Source organism: Streptomyces sp. NBC_01497, assembly GCF_036250695.1.
In the GTDB taxonomy this organism is placed as follows: Bacteria; Actinomycetota; Actinomycetes; order Streptomycetales; family Streptomycetaceae; genus Streptomyces.
Window position 1 is genome coordinate 3280258 of sequence record NZ_CP109427.1, and the last position, 20838, is coordinate 3301095.

15 protein-coding genes and 1 tRNA gene are annotated in these 20838 nt (G+C 69.1%); 3 read left to right on the forward strand and 13 right to left on the reverse strand.

The annotated features are described in order from the left end of the window. Positions 1 to 314: 314 nt before the first annotated feature. From OG310_RS13985 to OG310_RS14010, 6 genes are all read right to left on the reverse strand, one after another. A complete protein-coding gene (locus OG310_RS13985) occupies positions 315 to 4220 on the reverse strand; it encodes a DNA-directed RNA polymerase subunit beta' (RefSeq protein WP_329456212.1) in 3906 nt (1301 codons plus the stop codon). A 125-nt stretch (positions 4221 to 4345) separates the two neighbouring features. Further along, on the reverse strand, positions 4346 to 7831 hold the full coding sequence (rpoB, locus tag OG310_RS13990) for a DNA-directed RNA polymerase subunit beta (RefSeq protein WP_329456213.1): 3486 nt from the start codon (positions 7829 to 7831) through the stop codon (positions 4346 to 4348). A gap of 612 nt (positions 7832 to 8443) precedes the next feature. Further along, positions 8444 to 8830 (reverse strand): 50S ribosomal protein L7/L12, encoded by a 387-nt coding sequence (rplL, locus tag OG310_RS13995; RefSeq protein ID WP_329456214.1) that lies wholly within the window; start codon positions 8828 to 8830, stop codon positions 8444 to 8446. Between the two features lie 90 nt (positions 8831 to 8920). Continuing rightward, positions 8921 to 9454 (reverse strand): 50S ribosomal protein L10, encoded by a 534-nt coding sequence (gene rplJ, locus OG310_RS14000; RefSeq protein ID WP_329456215.1) that lies wholly within the window; start codon positions 9452 to 9454, stop codon positions 8921 to 8923. A gap of 467 nt (positions 9455 to 9921) precedes the next feature. Further along, a complete protein-coding gene (locus OG310_RS14005; protein WP_329456216.1) occupies positions 9922 to 10881 on the reverse strand; it encodes a hypothetical protein in 960 nt (319 codons plus the stop codon). A 207-nt stretch (positions 10882 to 11088) separates the two neighbouring features. Next, positions 11089 to 11451 carry a hypothetical protein gene (locus OG310_RS14010; RefSeq protein ID WP_329456217.1) on the reverse strand — a complete coding sequence of 121 codons (363 nt, stop codon included), beginning with the start codon at positions 11449 to 11451 and terminating at the stop codon, positions 11089 to 11091. A 148-nt stretch (positions 11452 to 11599) separates the two neighbouring features. Between OG310_RS14010 and OG310_RS14015 the strand changes: the two genes are divergently transcribed. Beyond that, a complete protein-coding gene (locus tag OG310_RS14015; protein ID WP_329456218.1) occupies positions 11600 to 11767 on the forward strand; it encodes a hypothetical protein in 168 nt (55 codons plus the stop codon). Between the two features lie 76 nt (positions 11768 to 11843). Here the strand turns inward: OG310_RS14015 and rplA are convergent, their stop codons facing one another. The 5 genes from rplA to OG310_RS14040 form a co-directional block, all read right to left on the reverse strand. Further along, complete coding sequence (gene rplA, locus OG310_RS14020) at positions 11844 to 12563, reverse strand: 50S ribosomal protein L1 (RefSeq protein WP_329456219.1); 720 nt, start codon at positions 12561 to 12563, stop codon at positions 11844 to 11846. A gap of 106 nt (positions 12564 to 12669) precedes the next feature. Further along, positions 12670 to 13104, reverse strand: coding sequence for a 50S ribosomal protein L11 (rplK, locus tag OG310_RS14025; RefSeq protein ID WP_329456220.1), 435 nt, complete (start codon positions 13102 to 13104; stop codon positions 12670 to 12672). Between the two features lie 236 nt (positions 13105 to 13340). After that, a complete protein-coding gene (gene nusG / locus OG310_RS14030) occupies positions 13341 to 14288 on the reverse strand; it encodes a transcription termination/antitermination protein NusG (protein WP_329456221.1) in 948 nt (315 codons plus the stop codon). A gap of 72 nt (positions 14289 to 14360) precedes the next feature. Beyond that, entirely contained in the window at positions 14361 to 14651 is a 291-nt protein-coding gene (gene secE, locus OG310_RS14035; RefSeq protein ID WP_329456222.1) for a preprotein translocase subunit SecE, read from the reverse strand. 105 nt (positions 14652 to 14756) lie between these two features. After that, positions 14757 to 14829 (reverse strand) — tRNA-Trp (locus tag OG310_RS14040). A gap of 433 nt (positions 14830 to 15262) precedes the next feature. On the opposite strand from OG310_RS14040, the gene OG310_RS14045 reads away from it, so the two are divergent. Both OG310_RS14045 and OG310_RS14050 read left to right on the forward strand, forming a co-directional pair. Further along, complete coding sequence (locus OG310_RS14045) at positions 15263 to 16489, forward strand: pyridoxal phosphate-dependent aminotransferase (RefSeq protein WP_329456223.1); 1227 nt, start codon at positions 15263 to 15265, stop codon at positions 16487 to 16489. 170 nt (positions 16490 to 16659) lie between these two features. Then, on the forward strand, positions 16660 to 17712 hold the full coding sequence (locus OG310_RS14050; RefSeq protein WP_329456224.1) for an adenosine deaminase: 1053 nt from the start codon (positions 16660 to 16662) through the stop codon (positions 17710 to 17712). A 94-nt stretch (positions 17713 to 17806) separates the two neighbouring features. On the opposite strand, the gene OG310_RS14055 is transcribed toward OG310_RS14050, so the two are convergent. Further along, entirely contained in the window at positions 17807 to 18871 is a 1065-nt protein-coding gene (locus tag OG310_RS14055) for a UDP-N-acetylmuramate dehydrogenase (protein ID WP_329456225.1), read from the reverse strand. Between the two features lie 393 nt (positions 18872 to 19264). Further along, entirely contained in the window at positions 19265 to 20812 is a 1548-nt protein-coding gene (locus OG310_RS14060; RefSeq protein ID WP_329456226.1) for an MFS transporter, read from the reverse strand. Positions 20813 to 20838: the final 26 nt, after the last annotated feature.

The window sequence follows — 20838 nt, forward strand, 5'->3', positions numbered from 1 at the left end:
GCAAGCGAGGAAGACGCGAATTGCGGTGGCCTTGTAGATGAGCTCTTCACGCGGCAGAGGACACACGCAAGAGCCCAGGCACACCCCAGGCACAAGACTTGAGCGTACCTACCTTGTCGACCCAGGTCAAAACACTCAGTCTTACCCGCCCCACGCCCTCGGTGAACGTCCGACGCGAGGGGGCTGACGATCACGCCCGGTGACGCGAGCCGTCCGAGCACGCGGGAGGACCCGCCCCGGCCCCCACCGCCCCGGAACACCGAGAGGGCGGCCGCCCCGCCAGGGGTGGCCGCCCTCTCACCTAAGGCTCTCGCCTACTGGTTGTACGGACCGTAGTCGTAGTCCTCCAGCGGAACGGCCTGGCCGGAGCCCGTGCCGAACGGCGAGTAGTCGATGTCGTCGTAGCCGACGGCCGAGTACATCGCGGCCTTGGCCTCCTCGGTCGGCTCGACCCGGATGTTGCGGTAGCGGGACAGGCCCGTACCGGCCGGGATGAGCTTGCCGATGATGACGTTCTCCTTGAGGCCGATCAGGGAGTCCGACTTGGCGTTGATCGCCGCGTCGGTGAGGACCCTGGTCGTCTCCTGGAAGGACGCCGCGGACAGCCACGACTCGGTCGCCAGCGACGCCTTGGTGATACCCATGAGCTGCGGACGGCCGGAGGCCGGCTGGCCGCTCTCACGCACCACACGACGGTTCTCGGTCTCGAACTTCGAGCGCTCGACCAGCTCGCCGGGCAGCAGCTCCGCGTCACCCGACTCGATGATCGTCACCCGGCGCAGCATCTGCCGGATGATGATCTCGATGTGCTTGTCGTGGATCGACACACCCTGCGAGTTGTAGACCTTCTGGACCTCGCCGACCAGGTGCACCTGGACCGCACGCTGGCCGAGGATGCGCAGCACGTCGTGCGGGTTGGTGGCACCCACGGTGAGCTTCTGGCCCACCTCGACGTGGTCGCCCTCGCCCACCAGGAGCCGGGCGCGCTTGGAGATCGGGAAGGGCGTCTCCTCGCTGCCGTCGTCCGGGGTGACCACGAGCTTCTTGGTCTTCTCGGTCTCCTCGATACGGACGCGGCCGGCCGCCTCCGAGATCGGGGCGACACCCTTGGGCGTACGCGCCTCGAACAGCTCGACGACACGCGGCAGACCCTGCGTGATGTCGTCACCTGCCACACCACCGGTGTGGAAGGTACGCATCGTCAGCTGGGTGCCGGGCTCACCGATGGACTGGGCGGCGATGATGCCGACCGCCTCACCGATGTCGACCAGCTTGCCGGTGGCCAGCGAACGGCCGTAGCAGAACGCGCAGGTACCGACCGTGGACTCACAGGTCAGGACCGAACGGGTCTTGACCTCCTCCACACCGGCCGCGACGAGCGCGTCGATGAGCACGTCACCGAGGTCGACGTTGGCAGGCGCGATGACCTTGCCGTCCACCACGACGTCCTCGGCGAGCATGCGCGCGTACACGGACGTCTCGACGTCCTCACGCTTGCGCAGCACACCGTCGGCGCTCCGGTCCGCGATCCGCAGCTTGAGGCCGCGTTCGGTGCCGCAGTCCTCCTCGCGGATGATCACGTCCTGCGAGACGTCCACCAGACGACGGGTCAGGTAACCCGAGTCGGCGGTACGCAGAGCGGTGTCGGCCAGACCCTTACGGGCACCGTGGGTGGAGATGAAGTACTCCAGCACGGACAGGCCTTCACGGAAGGACGCCTTGATGGGACGAGGAATCGTCTCGTTCTTGGCGTTCGACACCAGACCACGCATACCGGCGATCTGACGCATCTGCATCATGTTTCCGCGCGCGCCCGAATTCACCATCATGAAGATGGGGTTCGTCTTCGGGAAGTTCTCGTTCATGGCCTCGGCGACCTCGTTCGTCGCCTTGGTCCAGATCGCGATGAGCTCCTGCGTGCGCTCGTCCTTGGTGATCAGGCCGCGCTCGTACTGCTTCTGGACCTTCTCGTCCTGTGCCTCGTAGCCCGCGACGATCTCCTTCTTCGCCTCGGGAACGACGACGTCGGAGATGGCCACGGTGACACCGGAGCGGGTCGCCCAGAAGAAGCCCGCCGCCTTCAGGTTGTCGAGCGTCGCCGCCACGATGACCTTCGGGTAGCGCTCGGCGAGGTCGTTGACGATCTCGGAGAGCTGCTTCTTGCCGACCGAGTAGTCGACGAACGGGTAGTCCTCGGGCAGCAGCTCGTTGAAGAGCGCGCGCCCCAGGGTCGTCCGCAGCCGGAACGGGTCGCCGGCCTGCCACTGGGCGTCCGGCTCGCCGTCCTCGTTCAGCGGAGGATTCCAGCCGCGCGGCGGGATGGTGCCCACCGGGAAGCGGATGTCGACCTTCGCCTGCAGCGACAGCTCGCGGTTGTCGAACGCCATGGTGGCCTCGGCCGTGGAGCCGAAGGACCGGTCCACACCGATGACCTTGCGCTCTTCCTCGTCCGTCGTGAGGAAGAACAGGCCCAGCACCATGTCCTGGGTCGGCATGGTGACGGGACGGCCGTCAGCCGGCTTCAGGATGTTGTTCGAGGACAGCATCAGGATGCGGGCCTCGGCCTGCGCCTCCGCGGAGAGCGGCAGGTGCACGGCCATCTGGTCACCGTCGAAGTCCGCGTTGAACGCGGTGCAGACGAGCGGGTGGATCTGGATGGCCTTGCCCTCGACCAGCTGCGGCTCGAAGGCCTGGATGCCGAGGCGGTGCAGGGTCGGCGCGCGGTTGAGCAGTACGGGGTGCTCGGCGATGACCTCTTCGAGCACGTCGTACACGACCGTGCGGCCGCGCTCGACCATGCGCTTGGCCGACTTGATGTTCTGCGCGTGGTTCAGGTCCACCAGGCGCTTCATCACGAACGGCTTGAACAGCTCCAGCGCCATCGCCTTCGGCAGACCGCACTGGTGCAGCTTGAGCTGCGGGCCGACGACGATCACGGAACGGGCCGAGTAGTCGACGCGCTTGCCGAGCAGGTTCTGACGGAACCGGCCCTGCTTGCCCTTGAGCATGTCGGACAGCGACTTCAGCGGACGGTTGCCGGGGCCCGTGACCGGGCGGCCGCGACGGCCGTTGTCGAAGAGCGCGTCCACGGCCTCCTGGAGCATGCGCTTCTCGTTGTTCACGATGATCTCGGGAGCACCGAGGTCGAGAAGCCGCTTCAGGCGGTTGTTGCGGTTGATGACGCGGCGGTACAGGTCGTTCAGGTCGGAGGTCGCGAAGCGGCCACCGTCCAGCTGCACCATCGGACGCAGGTCCGGCGGGATGACCGGCACGCAGTCCAGCACCATGCCCTTGGGGCTGTTGCTGGTCTGCAGGAACGCGGAGACGACCTTGAGGCGCTTGAGCGCACGGGTCTTCTTCTGGCCCTTGCCGGTGCGGATGATCTCGCGGAGGCGCTCGGCCTCCTCGTTGAGGTCGAAGGACTCCAGGCGCTTCTGCAGCGCGGCGGCGCCCATCGAACCGTCGAAGTACGTGCCGAAGCGGTCACGCAGCTCGCGGTAGAGGAGCTCGTCGCCCTCCAGGTCCTGCACCTTGAGGTTCTTGAAGCGGTTCCAGACCTCGTCCAGGCGGTCGATCTCGCGCTGCGCACGGTCGCGCAGCTGCTTCATCTCACGCTCGGCGCCCTCGCGCACCTTGCGGCGCACGTCGGCCTTGGCACCCTCGGCCTCAAGCTCGGCCAGGTCGGTCTCAAGCTTCTTGGCGCGGGCCTCCAGGTCGGAGTCGCGACGGTTCTCCACCTGCTGGCGCTCGACGGAGACGTGGGCCTCCAGCGACGGCAGGTCACGGGTGCGACGGTCCTCGTCGACGTACGTGATCATGTACGCGGCGAAGTAGATGACCTTTTCGAGGTCCTTCGGCGCGAGGTCGAGCAGGTAGCCGAGGCGGGACGGAACGCCCTTGAAGTACCAGATGTGGGTGACGGGAGCGGCCAGCTCAATGTGGCCCATCCGCTCACGGCGCACCTTGGCGCGTGTGACCTCGACGCCACAGCGCTCACAGATGATGCCCTTGAAGCGGACACGCTTGTACTTGCCGCAGTAGCACTCCCAGTCCCGGGTGGGGCCGAAGATCTTCTCGCAGAAGAGTCCGTCCTTCTCGGGCTTGAGCGTGCGGTAGTTGATGGTCTCCGGCTTCTTGACCTCACCGTGGGACCAGGTGCGAATGTCGTCCGCGGTGGCAAGGCCGATCCGCAGCTCGTCGAAGAAGTTGACGTCGAGCACTATGCGTCAATCCCTCTCAGGGTTGTGTCTGAAGGTCTGATGGGGGCCCCCACGCGGGGAGCGTGGGGGAGGGTCCGAGGTGGCCGCCGGGATCCCGCGGATGCGGGGTCCCGGAGACCGACCCGTCAGACCTCTTCGACGCTGCTCGGCTCCCGCCGGGACAGGTCGATGCCGAGCTCCTCCGCCGCACGGAACACGTCCTCGTCCGTGTCCCGCATCTCGATGGACATGCCGTCCGAGGACAGCACCTCCACGTTGAGGCAGAGAGACTGCATTTCCTTGATGAGCACCTTGAAGGACTCGGGGATGCCGGGCTCGGGGATGTTCTCGCCCTTGACGATGGCCTCGTAGACCTTCACGCGGCCGGTGACGTCGTCGGACTTGATCGTCAGGAGCTCCTGCAGGGCGTAGGCGGCGCCGTACGCCTCCAGTGCCCACACCTCCATCTCACCGAAGCGCTGACCACCGAACTGCGCCTTACCACCCAGGGGCTGCTGGGTGATCATGGAGTACGGGCCGGTCGAGCGGGCGTGGAGCTTGTCGTCGACCAGGTGGTGCAGCTTGAGGATGTACATGTAACCGACCGAGATCGGTTCCGGGAACGGTTCGCCGGAGCGGCCGTCGAACATCCGCGCCTTGCCGGACGGCTGCACCATGCGCTCGCCGTCGCGGTTCGGGATGGTGTGCTCCAGCAGACCGGCCAGTTCGTCCTCGCGGGCGCCGTCGAAGACCGGGGTCGCCACGTTGGTACGCGGCTCGACCTTGTCAGCGGCGATCGCCTGGAGGCGCGTCGCCCACTCGTCGTTCAGCCCCGAGACGTCCCAGCCCTGGCTGGCGAGCCAGCCGAGATGGATCTCCAGGACCTGCCCCGGGTTCATCCGGGACGGGACACCGAGCGGGTTGAGGATGATGTCGACCGGGGTGCCGTCCTCCAGGAACGGCATGTCCTCGATCGGCAGGATCTTCGAGATGACGCCCTTGTTGCCGTGGCGGCCGGCCAGCTTGTCGCCGTCCGTGATCTTGCGCTTCTGCGCCACGTACACGCGGACCAGCTGGTTGACGCCGGGCGGCAGCTCGTCGCCCTCCTCGCGGTCGAAGACACGGACGCCGATGACCTTGCCGGTCTCGCCGTGCGGCACCTTCAGCGAGGTGTCACGGACCTCACGCGCCTTCTCACCGAAGATCGCGCGCAGCAGCCGCTCCTCCGGCGTCAGCTCGGTCTCGCCCTTCGGCGTGACCTTGCCGACGAGGATGTCGGTGTCGCGGACCTCGGCGCCGATGCGGATGATGCCGCGCTCGTCCAGGTCGGCGAGGACCTCCTCGGAGACGTTCGGGATGTCCCGGGTGATCTCCTCGGGGCCGAGCTTGGTGTCACGGGCGTCGACCTCGTGCTCCTCGATGTGGATCGAGGAGAGGACGTCGTCCTGCACCAGACGCTGGCTGAGGATGATCGCGTCCTCGTAGTTGTGGCCCTCCCACGGCATGAACGCCACGAGCAGGTTCTTGCCGAGCGCCATCTCGCCGAGTTCCGTGGCCGGACCGTCGGCGAGGACCTGGCCCTCGATGACCCGGTCACCCTCGGCCACGACGACCTTCTGGTTGACCGAGGTGCCCTGGTTGGAGCGGAAGAACTTCGCGATCCGGTACGTGTTGTACGTGCCGTCGTCGTTGGTGACGGTGACGTAGTCCGCGGAGACCTCCTGGACCACACCCGCCTTCTCCGCCTTGATGACGTCACCGGCGTCGACCGCGCAGCGGTACTCCATGCCGGTGCCGACGAGCGGCGCCTCGGACGTGATCAGCGGCACGGCCTGACGCATCATGTTCGCGCCCATGAGGGCGCGGTTGGCGTCGTCGTGCTCAAGGAACGGGATCATGGCCGTCGCGACCGACACCATCTGGCGCGGCGAGACGTCCATGTAGTCGACGTCGTCACCCGGGACGTAGTCGACCTCGCCGCCACGGCGGCGGACCAGGACGCGGGTCTCCTCGAACCGCAGCTCCTCCGTCAGCGGCGCGTTGGCCTGCGCGATGACGAAGCGGTCCTCCTCGTCGGCCGTCAGGTAGTCGACCTCGTCGGTGACGACACCGCCGGTGACCCGGCGGTACGGCGTCTCGACGAAGCCGAACGCGTTGACGCGTCCGTAGGAGGCGAGCGAGCCGATCAGGCCGATGTTCGGGCCTTCCGGCGTCTCGATCGGGCACATGCGGCCGTAGTGCGAGGGGTGCACGTCACGGACCTCGAAGCCGGCCCGCTCACGGGAGAGACCACCGGGGCCAAGAGCCGACAGGCGGCGCTTGTGGGTGAGCCCGGAGAGCGGGTTGTTCTGGTCCATGAACTGCGACAGCTGGCTGGTGCCGAAGAACTCCTTGATGGAGGCGACGACCGGCCGGATGTTGATCAGTGTCTGCGGCGTGATCGCCTCGACGTCCTGCGTCGTCATGCGCTCGCGCACGACGCGCTCCATCCTCGCGAGGCCCGTACGGACCTGGTTCTGGATGAGCTCGCCGACGTTGCGCAGACGGCGGTTGCCGAAGTGGTCGATGTCGTCGGTCTCGACGACGATCTCCGACCCGCTGGAGCTGACCGTCTCGGTCTCGCCCGCGTGCAGCTTGACCAGGTACTTGATGGTCGCGATGACGTCGTCGGTGGTGAGCACGCCGGCGTCCAGCGGCTCGTCCGCACCGAGCTTCTTGTTGACCTTGTAACGGCCGACCTTCGCCAGGTCGTAGCGCTTCGGGTTGAAGTACAGGTTCTCCAGAAGCGTCTGCGCGGCCTCACGCGTGGGCGGCTCGCCCGGGCGGAGCTTGCGGTAGATGTCGAGCAGCGCGTCGTCCTGCCCCTGGGTGTGGTCCTTCTCCAGGGTGGCGCGCATGGACTCGTACTCGCCGAACTCGTCAAGGATCTGCTCGGTCGTCCAGCCGAGGGCCTTGAGCAGGACGGTCACGGACTGCTTGCGCTTGCGGTCGATGCGGACACCGACCATGTCGCGCTTGTCGATCTCCATCTCCAGCCAGGCACCCCGGGACGGGATGATCTTCGCGGAGAAGATGTCCTTGTCGGACGTCTTGTCGATGGAGGAGTCGAAGTAGACGCCCGGCGAGCGGACGAGCTGCGACACCACGACACGCTCGGTGCCGTTGATGACGAAGGTGCCCTTGTTCGTCATGAGCGGGAAGTCGCCCATGAAGACCGTCTGGGACTTGATCTCGCCGGTCTCGTTGTTGGTGAACTCGGCAGTGACGAACAGCGGAGCCGCGAACGTGAAGTCGCGCTCCTTGCACTCGTCGATCGAGTTCTTGGGAGGCTCGAAACGGTGGTCGCGGAACGTCAGCGACATCGACCCGGAGAAGTCCTCGATCGGGGAGATCTCTTCGAAGATCTCCTCAAGACCGGACTTCCTGGGGACGTCCTGACCGCTGTCCAGAGCCGCCTCGACGCGAGCCTTCCACGCGGCGTTGCCGAGCAGCCAGTCGAAGCTCTCGGTCTGGAGCGCGAGGAGGTTCGGAACCTCGAGAGGCTCCTTGATCTTTGCAAAGGAGATGCGCAGCGGGGCGGTGCTTGCGCCGTTGTTCGTATTCGTGGTCGAGGCGTTGCGCGAGGCGGCCAAGAGGGGGTCCTTCCGAGGGCTCGGACTCACTACGCGCGTACCGGTCCCCCGTAGGGCGCGGAGAGGGAAAGCCCTGTTCGGGCCTTCGATCGCCGATGCTCGTACGAGTGGGTGCCCCTGGTGACGGGCAGGGGACAGCTAACAGGCAGCGCAAAGGGTCAGTGTAGCCACTTGGCACACTGATGTCCAGAGCGGGTTTTGGGAGACCCTCGTTGTCCTCAACACCCTCGCTGCTACTGCCGGTCCATACGACGGCCCTGCCCGGTCGGAACCGCCGCAGAGCCACAGCGCCGAAGCGCCAATTCGTTCTTTCCCACATCGCCGCCGATCCATGCCTCGGAACCGGATCGATGCGACGACGCGTCCCTGAGAATTGCGCGCCTCGTGCGGTTCGTCAAGGCCCCCGCTTCCCCGGTCCTGCCCGTGGATCCCGGCCCTGCGTGCGGAAGACGGGGAGATGATCACGATAGCGGCAGGCAGTGGGAAAACAAGCCACTCCCCGCGCGGACGACGAAGGGCGACCACCCGGATGGGTGATCGCCCTTCGCGTCAACACGGTGCGCGGCCGTCAGCCGCGCTCAGTGCCCAGAGGGCGCCGTCAGGCGCCTCGGGTCACTTGACCTCGACGGAGGCGCCGGCGCCCTTGAGGGACTCGGCGGCCTTCTCAGCGGCCTCCTTGGCGACCTTCTCAAGGACGGGCTTCGGGGCGCCGTCCACGAGGTCCTTGGCTTCCTTCAGGCCGAGCGAGGTGAGCTCACGCACGACCTTGATGACCTGGATCTTCTTCTCGCCGGCACCCGTGAGGATGACGTCGAACTCGTCCTGCTCGGCAGCGGCCTCGGCGGCCGGGGCACCCGGGCCGGCGGCGGCGGCAGCGGCGACCGGGGCGGCGGCGGTGACGTCGAACTTGTCCTCGAACGCCTTCACGAACTCGGAGAGCTCGATGAGGGTCATGTCCTCGAACTGCGAGAGCAGGTCGTCCTGGCTGAGCTTCGCCATGATGGCGGTCCTTCCACTAATTCGGCTGGTGCCGGGTGTACATGTCGGCGGGCGCGGGGCCCGCAGCGGCCTTACGGCCAGAACGCCGAGTTACTCGGCACCGCCCTGCTCGTCGGCCCTCTTGGCACGAAGCGCCTCCGCGGTGCGGACGAACTTCGAGGGGAGCGCCTGGAAGAGCGCGGCAGCCTGCGAGGGCTTCGCCTTCATGGCGCCCGCCAGCTTGGCGAGCAGAACCTCGCGGGACTCGAGGTCCGCAAGCTTCTTGATCTCGTCGGCGGACAGCGCCTTGCCGTCAAGGACACCGCCCTTGATGACGAGGTTGGGGTTGTCCTTGGCGAAGTCACGAAGACCCTTCGCCGACATCACCGGGTCACCGGTGACGAAGGCCACAGCCGTCGGACCCGCGAACAGGTCGTCCAGCGTGTTGATCCCGGCCTCGTTGGCCGCGATCTTGGTCAGCGTGTTCTTCACCACGGCGTACTGGGCGTTCCCACCGAGCGAGCGGCGCAGCTCCTTGAGCTGCGCCACGGTGAGACCCCGGTACTCGGTCAGCACTGCGGCGTTCGAGCTGCGGAACTGCTCCGTCAGCTCGGCCACCGCGGCGGCCTTGTCGGGCCTTGCCATGAGCGTCGGCCTCCTTCCGGGTGATGAGGACCGCTCTCGGAAGGGGCTGAACAAAACGAAACGCCCCGACGCAGGTGCGCGGGGCGTAGCTCGACCGTAACGGCACTTCTGCCGAAGTACGGGAGCTTTCCACAGTCACCTGCGCAGGCCGTCCGCAGCTAGCGGATCCTTCGGTCCCCGAACCCTCTTGCGAGTGAGCGGAGACAACCAGCGGTCTTTGGCTTCAGCTGGAGAGTACGGGAAAGCGGTCACGCCAGGCAAATCCGCTCCGCGGGGCCCTCCCGGCCCTCCGAGCGCCGGGTCCTGCGCGGCCCTCCGGACGCGGGGTCCTGCGCGGCCCTCCGGACGCGGGGTCCTGCGCGGCCGCAGGAGACCCGGGGCCGGGGCGGCCGGTGTCGCCGGACCCCCGCGGGCCCGCGAGCCGGGGACCCGTGTCCCCAGGCCCGCGGAGCCGGGAGGTCAGGACGTCAGGACGTCGCGCCGGACTGCTGCGCCATCTTCAGCATCTCCTGGATCGTGAACGACTGATCCGCCGGCGGCACCTGGACCTCGGCCGTCTTCGCCGAGAAGTCCGCGAGGTGCTCGCTCACCGTCATCGTCCCCGCCGAGGTGTCCATCGCGACGTCCATCCGCACCGGGAAGCTGTCCGCACCGACCCACACGTCATAGTTCTCGGCGGTGATGCCGGCCTTCTTCATGCTGTCGGCCAACTGCTTGCGCTGGTCGGCCGTGAGCGACTTCCCCGCATCGCTGGTGCCCAGCGCCTGGGCGATCGTGAGCCGGCCCTTGTAGTGGTCCGCCTTGACCCCGTCCACGGTCTCCGTGCCGACCCGGGCGATCTGCGGCGACTGGAGCAGTGACCCGAGTTGCTCGGCGGGGCTCTGCTGCTCCTGGAGCGAGTTGTTGACGAGCGAGGAGTCGGCCTGCGTGCCGCCGGACGCCGAGCCGGCCAGGGCGCCGAGGTCCATCTTCATCCACCGCTTGGCGCCGAGCGCCTTGGCGAACTCCGGATCGCTCTTCATCTGCGCGGAGAAGTCGATGTACATGGCGGAGCCCACCAGCTCCGCGTGCATGTTCCCCGCCGCTCCCGCGCCGAACTCCGAGGCGTCCATCGTCATGTCCATCACGGTCGGATTCCAGCCGAGTGTGCCGGACGCCGTCGTCGTACTCGCCGCCGCGCCCTTCGCTCCCGGCACGTTCATCGTCATCCGGAACTTCGCGGACTTGTAGCCCGACACCTTCTTGTAGGCCGCGGTCACCGCGTCGACCGGCGAGCCGGCCGTACTCCGCGTCGCCGCCTTCGACGACGCGGGCGAGCCCGCCGCCTTCTTGCCGCCGTCGTCCCCCTGGCAGCCCGCCACCGTCACGACCGCCGCCAGCGCCGCCGTCACAGCCAACGCTCCCCGCTTGCCGACCGATGCCCTCATGTCCCCCACCCCAGTGTTTTCTGTTGTGTCCCCGCGTCCAACTGACGCCGGACACAAGGAGGATACGCCTGGTCAGGGGGCAGGCGACGTGCCTCATGAGTCACACTCACGACACAGCGGGAGCTGGGGGGACGTAAAGAAGCGGCACAGCGGGCCCTGCCGTGCGCCCCCTCACACGCCCCCTGCGACGCGTGCGGCGCGGCCCGGTCAGGCCGCGTCGCCGTCGCCGTCGCCGTCGCCGTCGCTGTCGCCGCCGTCGCCGTCGCCGTCGCCCAGCTTGTCCGTCTGCGCCGTGCTCATCCTCTGCGTGGCGGGCGGCACCACGACCCGTACCGGGGCGGCCTCGTACGCGGAGTAGTGGATGCTGTCCACCGTGATGGCGCTGTCCGTGCTCAGCGCCAGGTCCACCCGGACCGGTCGGCCCGACCGCGGCCCGCTCGTCCCCACCCACACGTCGACGGTCTCGGTCCGCAGCGCCGACTCCCCCAGCTCCTTGGCCACCGCCTTGGTCCGGATCGCCGCCGCGCCCCGCATCGCGGCCCCGGCCTTGGCGACGTCGTCGGCGGTCACGTCCCCTGGTAGTGGTCCCCCACCACACCGTCCGTCTTCTCCTCTCCCAGACCTGACCTGCGTGACGAAGTCGGACGGCCGCAGGGAGAGATATCGCCGGCCGCCGATCGCGGCCCCGGATCCCGCGCCCAGGTCGAGGTGGACCGACGTGCTCGTCTCTCGCAGGGGCAACGACGCGGGAAGGCCCGGCACGGCCTTGCCGAGTTCCGGCCCGGACAGCGCCATGTCCGCGCCGGCCGGACCCACCGCGCCGGACACGTGCGTCGCGGTGTCGCTGTCGTTCGTGTCCCCCGGCGCGCCCGTCTCGATCGTCTAAACACAAAAAACGGGCCCCTCACGTCCGCCGGAGCGGAGGCGAGGGGCCCGTCAGCCAACTGGCTGACGCCGAGGCGTCAGATCACAGCCGGGTCCTCCTCCAGGAGGTTCCGGGTGCGGTTGGAGTCGAGCGGGATGCCGGGGCCCATCGTGGTGGCCAGCGTGGCCGTCTTGATGTAGCGGCCCTTGGCGGCCGACGGCTTGAGACGGTTGATCTCTTCGAGCGCCGCGGCGTAGTTCTCCACCAGCTTGGTCTCGTCGAACGAGATCTTGCCGATGATGAAGTGCAGGTTCGAGTGCTTGTCGACGCGGAACTCGATCTTGCCGCCCTTGATGTCCGTCACAGCCTTCGTGACGTCCGGGGTGACCGTTCCGGTCTTCGGGTTCGGCATCAGACCACGCGGGCCGAGCACGCGGCCGAGGCGGCCGACCTTGCCCATGAGGTCCGGGGTGGCGACGACGGCGTCGAAGTCCAGACGCCCCTTCGCGACCTCGTCGATGAGCTCGTCGGCGCCGACGATGTCGGCGCCCGCGGCACGCGCTGCCTCGGCACGGTCACCGGTCGCGAAGACCAGGACCCGGGCGGTCTTGCCGGTGCCGTGCGGAAGGTTCACGGTGCCACGGACCATCTGGTCCGCCTTGCGCGGGTCGACGCCCAGGCGCATGGCGACCTCGACGGTGCCGTCGAACTTCGCGGAGTTGACGTCCTTGGCCAGACGAACGGCCTCCAGGGGCGCGTACGCGCGCTCCTGGTCGATCTTGGCATCCGCTGCGCGGAGAGCCTTGCTGCGCTTCACTTCTTCTCCTGATGTTCAAGCAGGTGCGGAGGTCGTGGTCCGGGCCGCGCATGGCCCTGCCACTGGGGAGCCGGGGCGGCGTGCGCCCGCGGCACGGTGTCGGACGTCAGCCCTCGACCGTGATGCCCATGGAACGAGCGGTGCCCGCGATGATCTTCTCCGCGGCCTCGATGTCGTTCGCGTTGAGGTCGGGCATCTTCGTGTTGGCGATGTCCCGCACCTGGTCGCGCGTCAGCTTCGCGACCTTCTTGACGTGCGGCTCGCCGGAGCCCTTGTCCACACCCGCGGCCTTGAGGATCAGCTTGGCGGCCGGGGGGGTCTTGGTGATGAAGGTGAAGGAGCGGTCGTCGTAGACCGTGATCTCCACCGGCACGACCATGCCACGCTGCGACTCGGTCGCGGCGTTGTAGGCCTTGCAGAACTCCATGATGTTGACGCCGTGCTGACCGAGCGCGGGGCCGACCGGCGGTGCCGGGTTGGCCGCGCCGGCCTTGATCTGGAGCTTGATCAGCCCCGTGACCTTCTTCTTCTTGGGAGGCATGGTGTTTCTCTCCGGGTCCTGATGAGAGGTGATCAGCCTCCACCCATCATCCGGATGGAGGCATACCGCACAACGATAACGGGTAAGGATGCGCGGCCAAAAACCGACAGGTCAGGGGCCCTCTACGGGGCTTCCCTGACCTGGTCGGAAGTGTTTCGCGACGGTGCCGGCGGTGAGGCCGGTCCATCGGATGTCCGTACCGCCGCGCGGATGCCGCCGCGGCGGTACGGACAGCGTCAGTTCTTCTGGATCTGGTCGAAGCTCAGCTCGACCGGGGTCTCCCGGCCGAAGATCTCCACCAGGCCCTTGACCTTGCGCGAGTCGGCGCTGATCTCGTTGATCGTCGCCTGCAGCGTCGCGAACGGGCCGTCGGTGACGGTGACCGAGTCGCCCACCTCGAAGTCCAGGACCTGCACCTCGACCTTGCGGGCCGGCATCGGCTTGCCCTCGGCCTCGGCCGCCTCGCGGGCCGCCTTCTCCTCGGCCTCGGGAGCGAGCATCTTCACGATCTCGTCGAGCGTCAGCGGGTACGGGTCGTACGCGTTGCCGACGAAGCCCGTGACACCGGGGGTGTTGCGGACGACGCCCCAGGACTCGTTCGTCAGGTCCATCCGGACGAGCACGTAGCCGGGCAGCTTGTTCTGCCGCACGTTCTTGCGCTCGCCGTTCTTGATCTGGACGATCTCTTCCTCGGGGACCTCGGCCTGGTAGATGAACTCCTCGACGTTGAGCGAGACCGCACGCTGCTCCAGGTTGGCCTTCACGCGCTTCTCGTAGCCCGCGTAGGTGTGGATCACGTACCACTCGCCGGGGAGTCCCCGCAGTTCGTCACGGAGGGCCGCGACCGGGTCGGCGGGCGCCTCGACGACGGCCTCGACCTCGGCCTGCTCGACCTCGTCGGTCGTGGCCTCGACGTCCTCGCCGGACTCCGGGTCCTCGACCGCGGCCTCGGTGTCCTCACCGGGCTCCGCGTCCGCGTCGGCACTCTCGTCGGACGCTTCGTCCTCGCCGGCCGTGGCGCTCTCGACACTCTCGTCGGGCTTCTCGTCCGCGTCGGCCGTGGCCTCGTCGGTCAGCTCTTCCGCCTCGTCTGGCTCGACAGCGTCCGCCGCCGCTGCGAGGTCGGCATCGTCCGCAGCGGACTCGGCCGATTCGCGGGCGTCGTTCAGGTTCGGGTCAGACACGGTGACTGCTTCTTCCTGGCTCAAGGGGTGGAACACCCGAAAGGGGCGGCCTGTATGGGTCGCCCCTCGGGATCAGCCGAAAACGGACTTGATTGCTTGGTTGAAGCCATAGTCAATCACGGTCACCAGACCGATCATGATGACAACGAAGACAATCACCACAGTGGTGTACGTCGACAGCTGGTTACGTGTCGGCCAGACGACCTTGCGCAGCTCGGCGACGACCTGGCGGTAGAAGAGCGCGAGACGGCCCATGGGACCTTTCTTTCCGCGCTTGCCACCCTTGCGGGGCTTCTTCTCCTGCGACTCAGGCGACTCGTCGTCCGCATCAGGCTTGTCGATGGAGCCCACGGCGTCCGTCACGCTCTCTCACCTGATTCCGGGTCGTGGCCGTGCCGCGCCCGGGGGAGCCGCACGGCTGTGCAATGAATGTACGTACATGCGCACACATCCTGGCGGTGTGTGTAGCAGGGCCGGAGGGAATTGAACCCCCAACCGCTGGTTTTGGAGACCAGTGCTCTACCAATTGAGCTACGACCCTTTGTTGCCCGCCCCAACCTACCCCATCCGGTCTTGCGCAGGGTATGCGCGCGAACGGACGTGGCGACGGGAGCCGACGACAGGTGAGTGTACGTGGTCGGTGGCCGCGCGTCGAACAGCTCTCAACTCCGGCCACAACCCAGGCCTCCCGGCGGGTGGCGGGTGCTCCCCGGCCGCCCCGGTCAGCCGGCGGCCCGGGGCGGCGCGGCCGACGGCACCACGGCCGCACCCCGCACTGCCGGTGGGGCCGGGCCCCCAGGGGCGGTCCGGACCGTCGCGGAGAGCCACCGGGCCCGCCTCCGCGGAGACCGACCGTCCGCGGACGCACACACTCCGGTCGTACCCGGACACCATGCGTCGCCGCTGCGTGCCCAGTTGTTCACTCTGTGAAACCCGTGCCCCAGGAAGGTTTCCGGTCTGAAAGCATGGGGCGCATGAGCGCTGCATCCCCTTCCGCCGAGCGCCGGGTGTCCGCGCGCGTCGGCGCGATCTCCGAGTCCGCCACCCTCGCCGTCGACGCCAAGGCAAAGGCCCTCAAGGCCGCCGGACGCCCGGTGATCGGGTTCGGCGCGGGCGAGCCCGACTTCCCCACGCCCGACTACATCGTCGAGGCAGCCGTCGAGGCCTGCCGGAACCCGAAGTTCCACCGCTACACCCCGGCCGGCGGCCTCCCCGAGCTGAAGGCCGCCATCGCCGCGAAGACCCTCCGTGACTCGGGTTACGAGGTCGACCCCGCGCAGATCCTCGTGACCAACGGGGGGAAGCAGGCCATCTACGAGGCGTTCGCCGCGATCCTCGACCCGGGCGACGAGGTCCTCGTACCGGCGCCGTACTGGACCACCTACCCCGAGTCGATCCGCCTCGCCGGCGGCGTCCCGGTCGACGTGGTGGCCGACGAGACCACCGGCTACCGGGTCTCCGTCGAGCAGTTGGAGGCCGCGCGCACCGCGCGGACGAAGGTGCTGCTGTTCGTGTCGCCGTCCAACCCGACGGGCGCCGTGTACAGCAAGGAGGACACCGAGGCCATCGGCCGCTGGGCCGTCGAGCACGGCCTGTGGGTGCTGACCGACGAGATCTACGAGCACCTCGTCTACGGCGACGCCGTCTTCACCTCGCTGCCGGTCGCCGTGCCCGAGCTGCGCGACAAGTGCGTCGTCGTCAACGGCGTGGCCAAGACGTACGCCATGACTGGCTGGCGGGTGGGCTGGGCCATCGGCCCGAAGGACGTCATCAAGGCCGCCGCGAACCTCCAGTCGCACGCGACGTCCAACGTCGCGAACGTCTCGCAGGCCGCCGCGATCGCCGCCGTCTCCGGCGACCTGTCGGCGGTGGCCGAAATGCGCTCCGCCTTCGACCGGCGCCGCCGGACGATCGTGCGGATGCTGAACGAGATCGACGGCGTGCTCTGCCCCGAGCCGGAGGGCGCGTTCTACGCGTACCCGTCGGTGAAGGCACTGCTCGGCAAGGAGATCCGCGGCTCCCGCCCGGAGTCCTCGGTCGAGCTCGCCGCGCTCATCCTCGAAGAGGTCGAGGTCGCGGTTGTACCGGGAGAGGCGTTCGGCACCCCCGGCTACCTGCGGCTGTCGTACGCGCTCGGTGACGAGGACCTGGTGGAGGGTGTCTCCCGGATCCAGAAGCTGCTGGCCGAGGCCAAGGACTGACGGCTTCAAGGAGCGCGCTCCGAGTACCTCCGGATGCACCCGCGCGCGCCGCTGCAGGCATGGAAACGGGTCTCCGGCCGTTGTGGCCGTGGACCCGTTTTTCCGTTCGGAGGGCGATGGATCAGACAATCGGGCTGTAGGTACCCGCGGAGATACGGCAGGATCTTGGGATGTTGAGCACGACCGCCCCCACCCGGCACGCCCCCGCCCGCCCGCGCGATCTGCGGCTGCTGCCGAAGGCCCACCTGCACCTGCACTTCACGGGATCGATGCGGCCCACGACCCTCATCGAACTGGCCGAGAAGTACCGCGTCCACCTGCCGGAGGCGCTGACGAGCGGCGAGCCGCCGAAGCTCAGCGCGACCGACGAGCGCGGCTGGTTCCGCTTCCAGCGCCTGTACGACCTCGCGCGGTCGTGCCTGAAGGAGCCGGACGACATCCGGCGGCTCGTCCGGGAGGCCGCCGAGGAGGACGTACGGGACGGTTCCCGCTGGCTGGAGATCCAGGTCGACCCGACGTCGTACGCACCGCACCTCGGCGGGCTGATCCCCGCCCTGGAGATCATCCTGGACGCGGTGGAGTCCGCGTCCCGCGAGACGGGGCTCGGCATGCGGGTCTTGGTCGCGGCGAACCGGATGAAGCATCCGCTGGAGGCGCGCACCCTGGCGCGGCTCGCGGTGCGCTACGCCGATCACGGCGTCGTCGGTTTCGGCCTCTCCAACGACGAACGGCGCGGGATGGCACGCGACTTCGACCGCGCCTTCGCGATCGCCCGGCAGGGCGGACTGCTGGCCGCGCCGCACGGCGGAGAGCTGACCGGCCCCTCGTCCGTACGCGACTGCCTGGACGACCTGCGCGCCGCGCGCATCGGGCACGGGGTCCGGGCCGCCGAGGACCCGGCGCTGGTGCGCCGGCTCGCCGACTCGGGCGTCACCTGCGAGGTCTGCCCCGCCTCGAACGTGGCACTGGGCGTGTACGCGAAACCCGCGGACGTCCCCCTGCGGACGCTGTTCGAAGCGGGCGTGCCGATGGCGCTCGGGGCGGACGACCCGCTGCTGTTCGGCTCCCGCCTCGCGGCGCAGTACGAGTTCGCGCGCGAGCACCACGGCTTCACGGACGAGGAACTCGCGGAACTGGCCCGGCAGTCGCTGCGGGCATCGGCCGCCCCGGAGGGCGTGAAGGCGGAACTGCTCGCGGACGTGGACGCCTGGCTGGCCTCCTGAGGCCCGCTGTCGCGGCCGCCGGCCGTCCCCCGCCGGCCACCGTCACGGGCGGCCGGGGCGGGGCCCCGAGCCGGGCATGGTCAGGCGTCGGACGTCAGAGAGCGACCCCCACCATGACCGGCTCGTTGACGAGGACGATCCCGAAGGCCTCGTGCACGCCCGCGACGACCTCGCGGGCGAGGACCAGCAGGTCCTCCGTGCTCGCTTCGCCCCGGTTGGTGAGCGCGAGGGTGTGCTTGGTGGAGATGCGGGCGGGCCCCGTGCCGTAGCCCTTCGCGAACCCGGCCTTGTCGATCAGCCAGGCAGCGGACGTCTTCATCCGACCGGCGCCCTCGGGCCCCTCCGGGTACGCGGGCGGTACGACGTCCTCGCCGAGCCGGGCGCGGACGCGGCCGAGGAAGTCCTCGTACTGCTCCGCGTCGAGCAGCGGATTGGTGAAGAAGGACCCCGCGGACCAGGTGTCGTGATCCTCCGGGTCGAGGACCATGCCCTTGCCGGCACGCAGCGTGAGAACCGTGTCACGCGCCTTGGCGACCGGCACCCGCTCCCCCGGCCCCACGCCGAGGGCACGGGCCGTCTCGGCGTACCTGAGCGGTCCCGACAGGCCGCCCGCGTCCTCCAGCCCGAAGCGGACCCGGAGCACCACGAACCGCTCCGGGTGCAGCTTGAAGACGCTCGAACGGTACGAGAAACGGCAGGCGTCGTTGGAGAGCGTGACGACCCGCCGTTCGGTCCTGTCGTACGCGACGACCTCGTCGATGACCGACGAGACCTCCTGTCCGTACGCCCCCACGTTCTGGATGGGGGTGGCGCCGACCGACCCCGGGATCCCGGCCAGGCACTCGATCCCGGCGAGCCCCGCGTCGACGCTGCGGGCGACGAGATCGGCCCAGACCTCGCCCGCGGCGGCCTCGATCCGGGTGCCGTCGAGGTGGACACCCCGGGTCGCGACGCGCAGGGCCGTACCGCCGAACCCCTTGTCACCCACGACGAGGTTGCTGCCGCCGCCGATCACGAGGAGCGGGGTACCGGCGTCGTCCGCGCGACGGATCTCGTCGACGACCAGGTCGTCCGAGTCGGCGGTCACCAGCCGCCGGGCCGGGCCGCCGAGCCGGAGGGTGGTGAGGGGGGCGAGGGGAGTCTCGAAGAATTCCTGCACGCCGCAAGGCTAACGGTCCCTCGCGCGGCGCTGCCCGAAGCGGCCCCGTGCGGGCCGGGGCCCGGCGGGGACGTGGAGGCCGGGGGCCGGCGGGGACGGGGAGGCCAGGGCCCGGCGGGGACGGGGCCGAGGACGTGCGTACGTGGTGCGGCCCGCGTTCTGCGGCGCGGAATGCGGGCAGCACCACGGTCGGCGCGGGAACGGCCGCGAGCGACAGGGGCAGGACTTTCCCCGGTCCCGCCCGAGCGACAGGGGCAGGACTGTCCCCGGTCCCGCCCCTGCCCGGATGCCCTGTACGTCGGGGCCCGTCCTGTACGTCAGGGCCCGTCATGTACGTCGGGGCCCGTCCTGTACGTCGAGGTCGCCGAGGGTCCCCTCCTACGCGGCCGTCTCTCAGCGGCCGACCGCCCCCGCGACCGGCGCATCCGGCACGTCGGGCTGCTCGGACTGCTCGGGCTGCTCGGGCTGCTCGGGCTGCTCGGGCTGCTCGGATGGTGACGGGGCGTCCGACTCCCCCGCGGCTGCGCGGCGGCGGCCCAGCACTGTCAGGGCCACCAGCGATCCCGCCGCGACGACAGCCGCGCCGATCCAGAGCGCGGGCCGCGTACCGTCCACGAATGCCTGCGCGCTGCCGTAACCGCCCCGGGCGGAGAACACCGCGCCGAGCGTCGCTACGCCGAGCGCACCGCCGACCTCACGCAGCGCGTTGTTCGTACCGGACGCGACGCCCTGGTCCCCCGGCGCCACCCCCGACATGACCAGCGCGCCCGCCGGGGCGAAGTACAGCCCCATGCCGACCCCGCTGAGGACGAGCGCGGGCAGTTGCGTCCCGTACGAGACGTCCGGGGAGATCACTGCGGCGAACCACGCGAGGCCCGCCGCCTGGAGCGCCAGTCCCGCGGCGACGACGGGCCGGCCGCCGAACCGGTCGTGGAGCACGCCCGCTATCGGCGAGACCACCAGGGGCATCCCCGTCCACGGCAGCATCCGCAGGCCCGCCTCGGTCGGCGAGTAGCCCAGCACGCCCTGCAGGAACTGGCTGAGCAGGAAGATCGAGCCGAACATCCCGATGAACATCAGCAGCGCCGCCGCGTTGATGCCCGTGAACGTCCGGTTCCTGAACATCCGCACCGGCAGCATCGCGTTCGGGTTCGTCGCCGAGTGCCGGACGAACAGCCCCACCAGCACCGCGCCGAGAACCAGTCCGAGAAGGACGCGGGCGCTGGTCCAGCCGTCGGAGTTCGCGGTGACGAGCGCGTACACGATGCCGAAGAGGCCGGAGCTGATCAGGACGGTACCGATCACGTCGAGCCGCGGTCGCGGGCCGCGCGACTCCTCAAGTCGGAGCCGGGCGAGCGGCAGCAGGGCGGCGCCGACAGGGACGTTCAGCCAGAAGATCCACTGCCAGGACAGGTGTTCCGTGAGGCTGCCGCCGACCAGCGGCCCCGCGGCGACCGCGAGACCCGACAGCGCGCTGAAGATGCCGAGGTATGCACCCCTGCGGGCGACGGGCACCGCCGCGGTGAGAAGGGTGAGCGCCAGCGGCATCATGATCGCCGCGCCGACGCCCTGCACGGCGCGCGCCGCGATGAGCGTCCCGACGCCGCCCGCCAGCGCGGCACCCGCCGATGCCGCGGAGAACGTCGCTATCCCCGCGACGAAGAGTCTGCGCCTGCCGAACCTGTCCCCCAGGGCGGCGCCGAACATGAGGAGGACGGCGAAGGTGAGCGTGTACGCGTTCACCGTCCACTCCAGGTCGTCGAGCGAGCCGCCCAGATCGGTGCGGATGGACGGGAGCGCCGTGGTGACGACGAGGTTGTCGAGCGCCGCCATGAAGCCGGCGACGGCCGTGACGGCGAGCGCCCAGGCGGCGCGACGGCCGCCGGTCGGCGCGGAGCCCTCGATACCGGCTCTCCGGTCGGGATTGTCTGTCTCGTTCATACCGATCCCCCAGATCGATGACGTGT

Coding starts and splice junctions, on each gene's coding strand:
- OG310_RS14060 (WP_329456226.1), bottom strand. CDS start 20,812: ATGAACGAGACAGACAATCCCGACCGGAGAGCCGGTATCGAGGGCTCC.
- rplK (WP_329456220.1), bottom strand. CDS start 13,104: ATGCCTCCCAAGAAGAAGAAGGTCACGGGGCTGATCAAGCTCCAGATC.
- rplL (WP_329456214.1), bottom strand. CDS start 8,830: ATGGCGAAGCTCAGCCAGGACGACCTGCTCTCGCAGTTCGAGGACATG.
- OG310_RS14045 (WP_329456223.1), top strand. CDS start 15,263: ATGAGCGCTGCATCCCCTTCCGCCGAGCGCCGGGTGTCCGCGCGCGTC.
- rplJ (WP_329456215.1), bottom strand. CDS start 9,454: ATGGCAAGGCCCGACAAGGCCGCCGCGGTGGCCGAGCTGACGGAGCAG.
- OG310_RS14005 (WP_329456216.1), bottom strand. CDS start 10,881: ATGAGGGCATCGGTCGGCAAGCGGGGAGCGTTGGCTGTGACGGCGGCG.
- OG310_RS14050 (WP_329456224.1), top strand. CDS start 16,660: ATGTTGAGCACGACCGCCCCCACCCGGCACGCCCCCGCCCGCCCGCGC.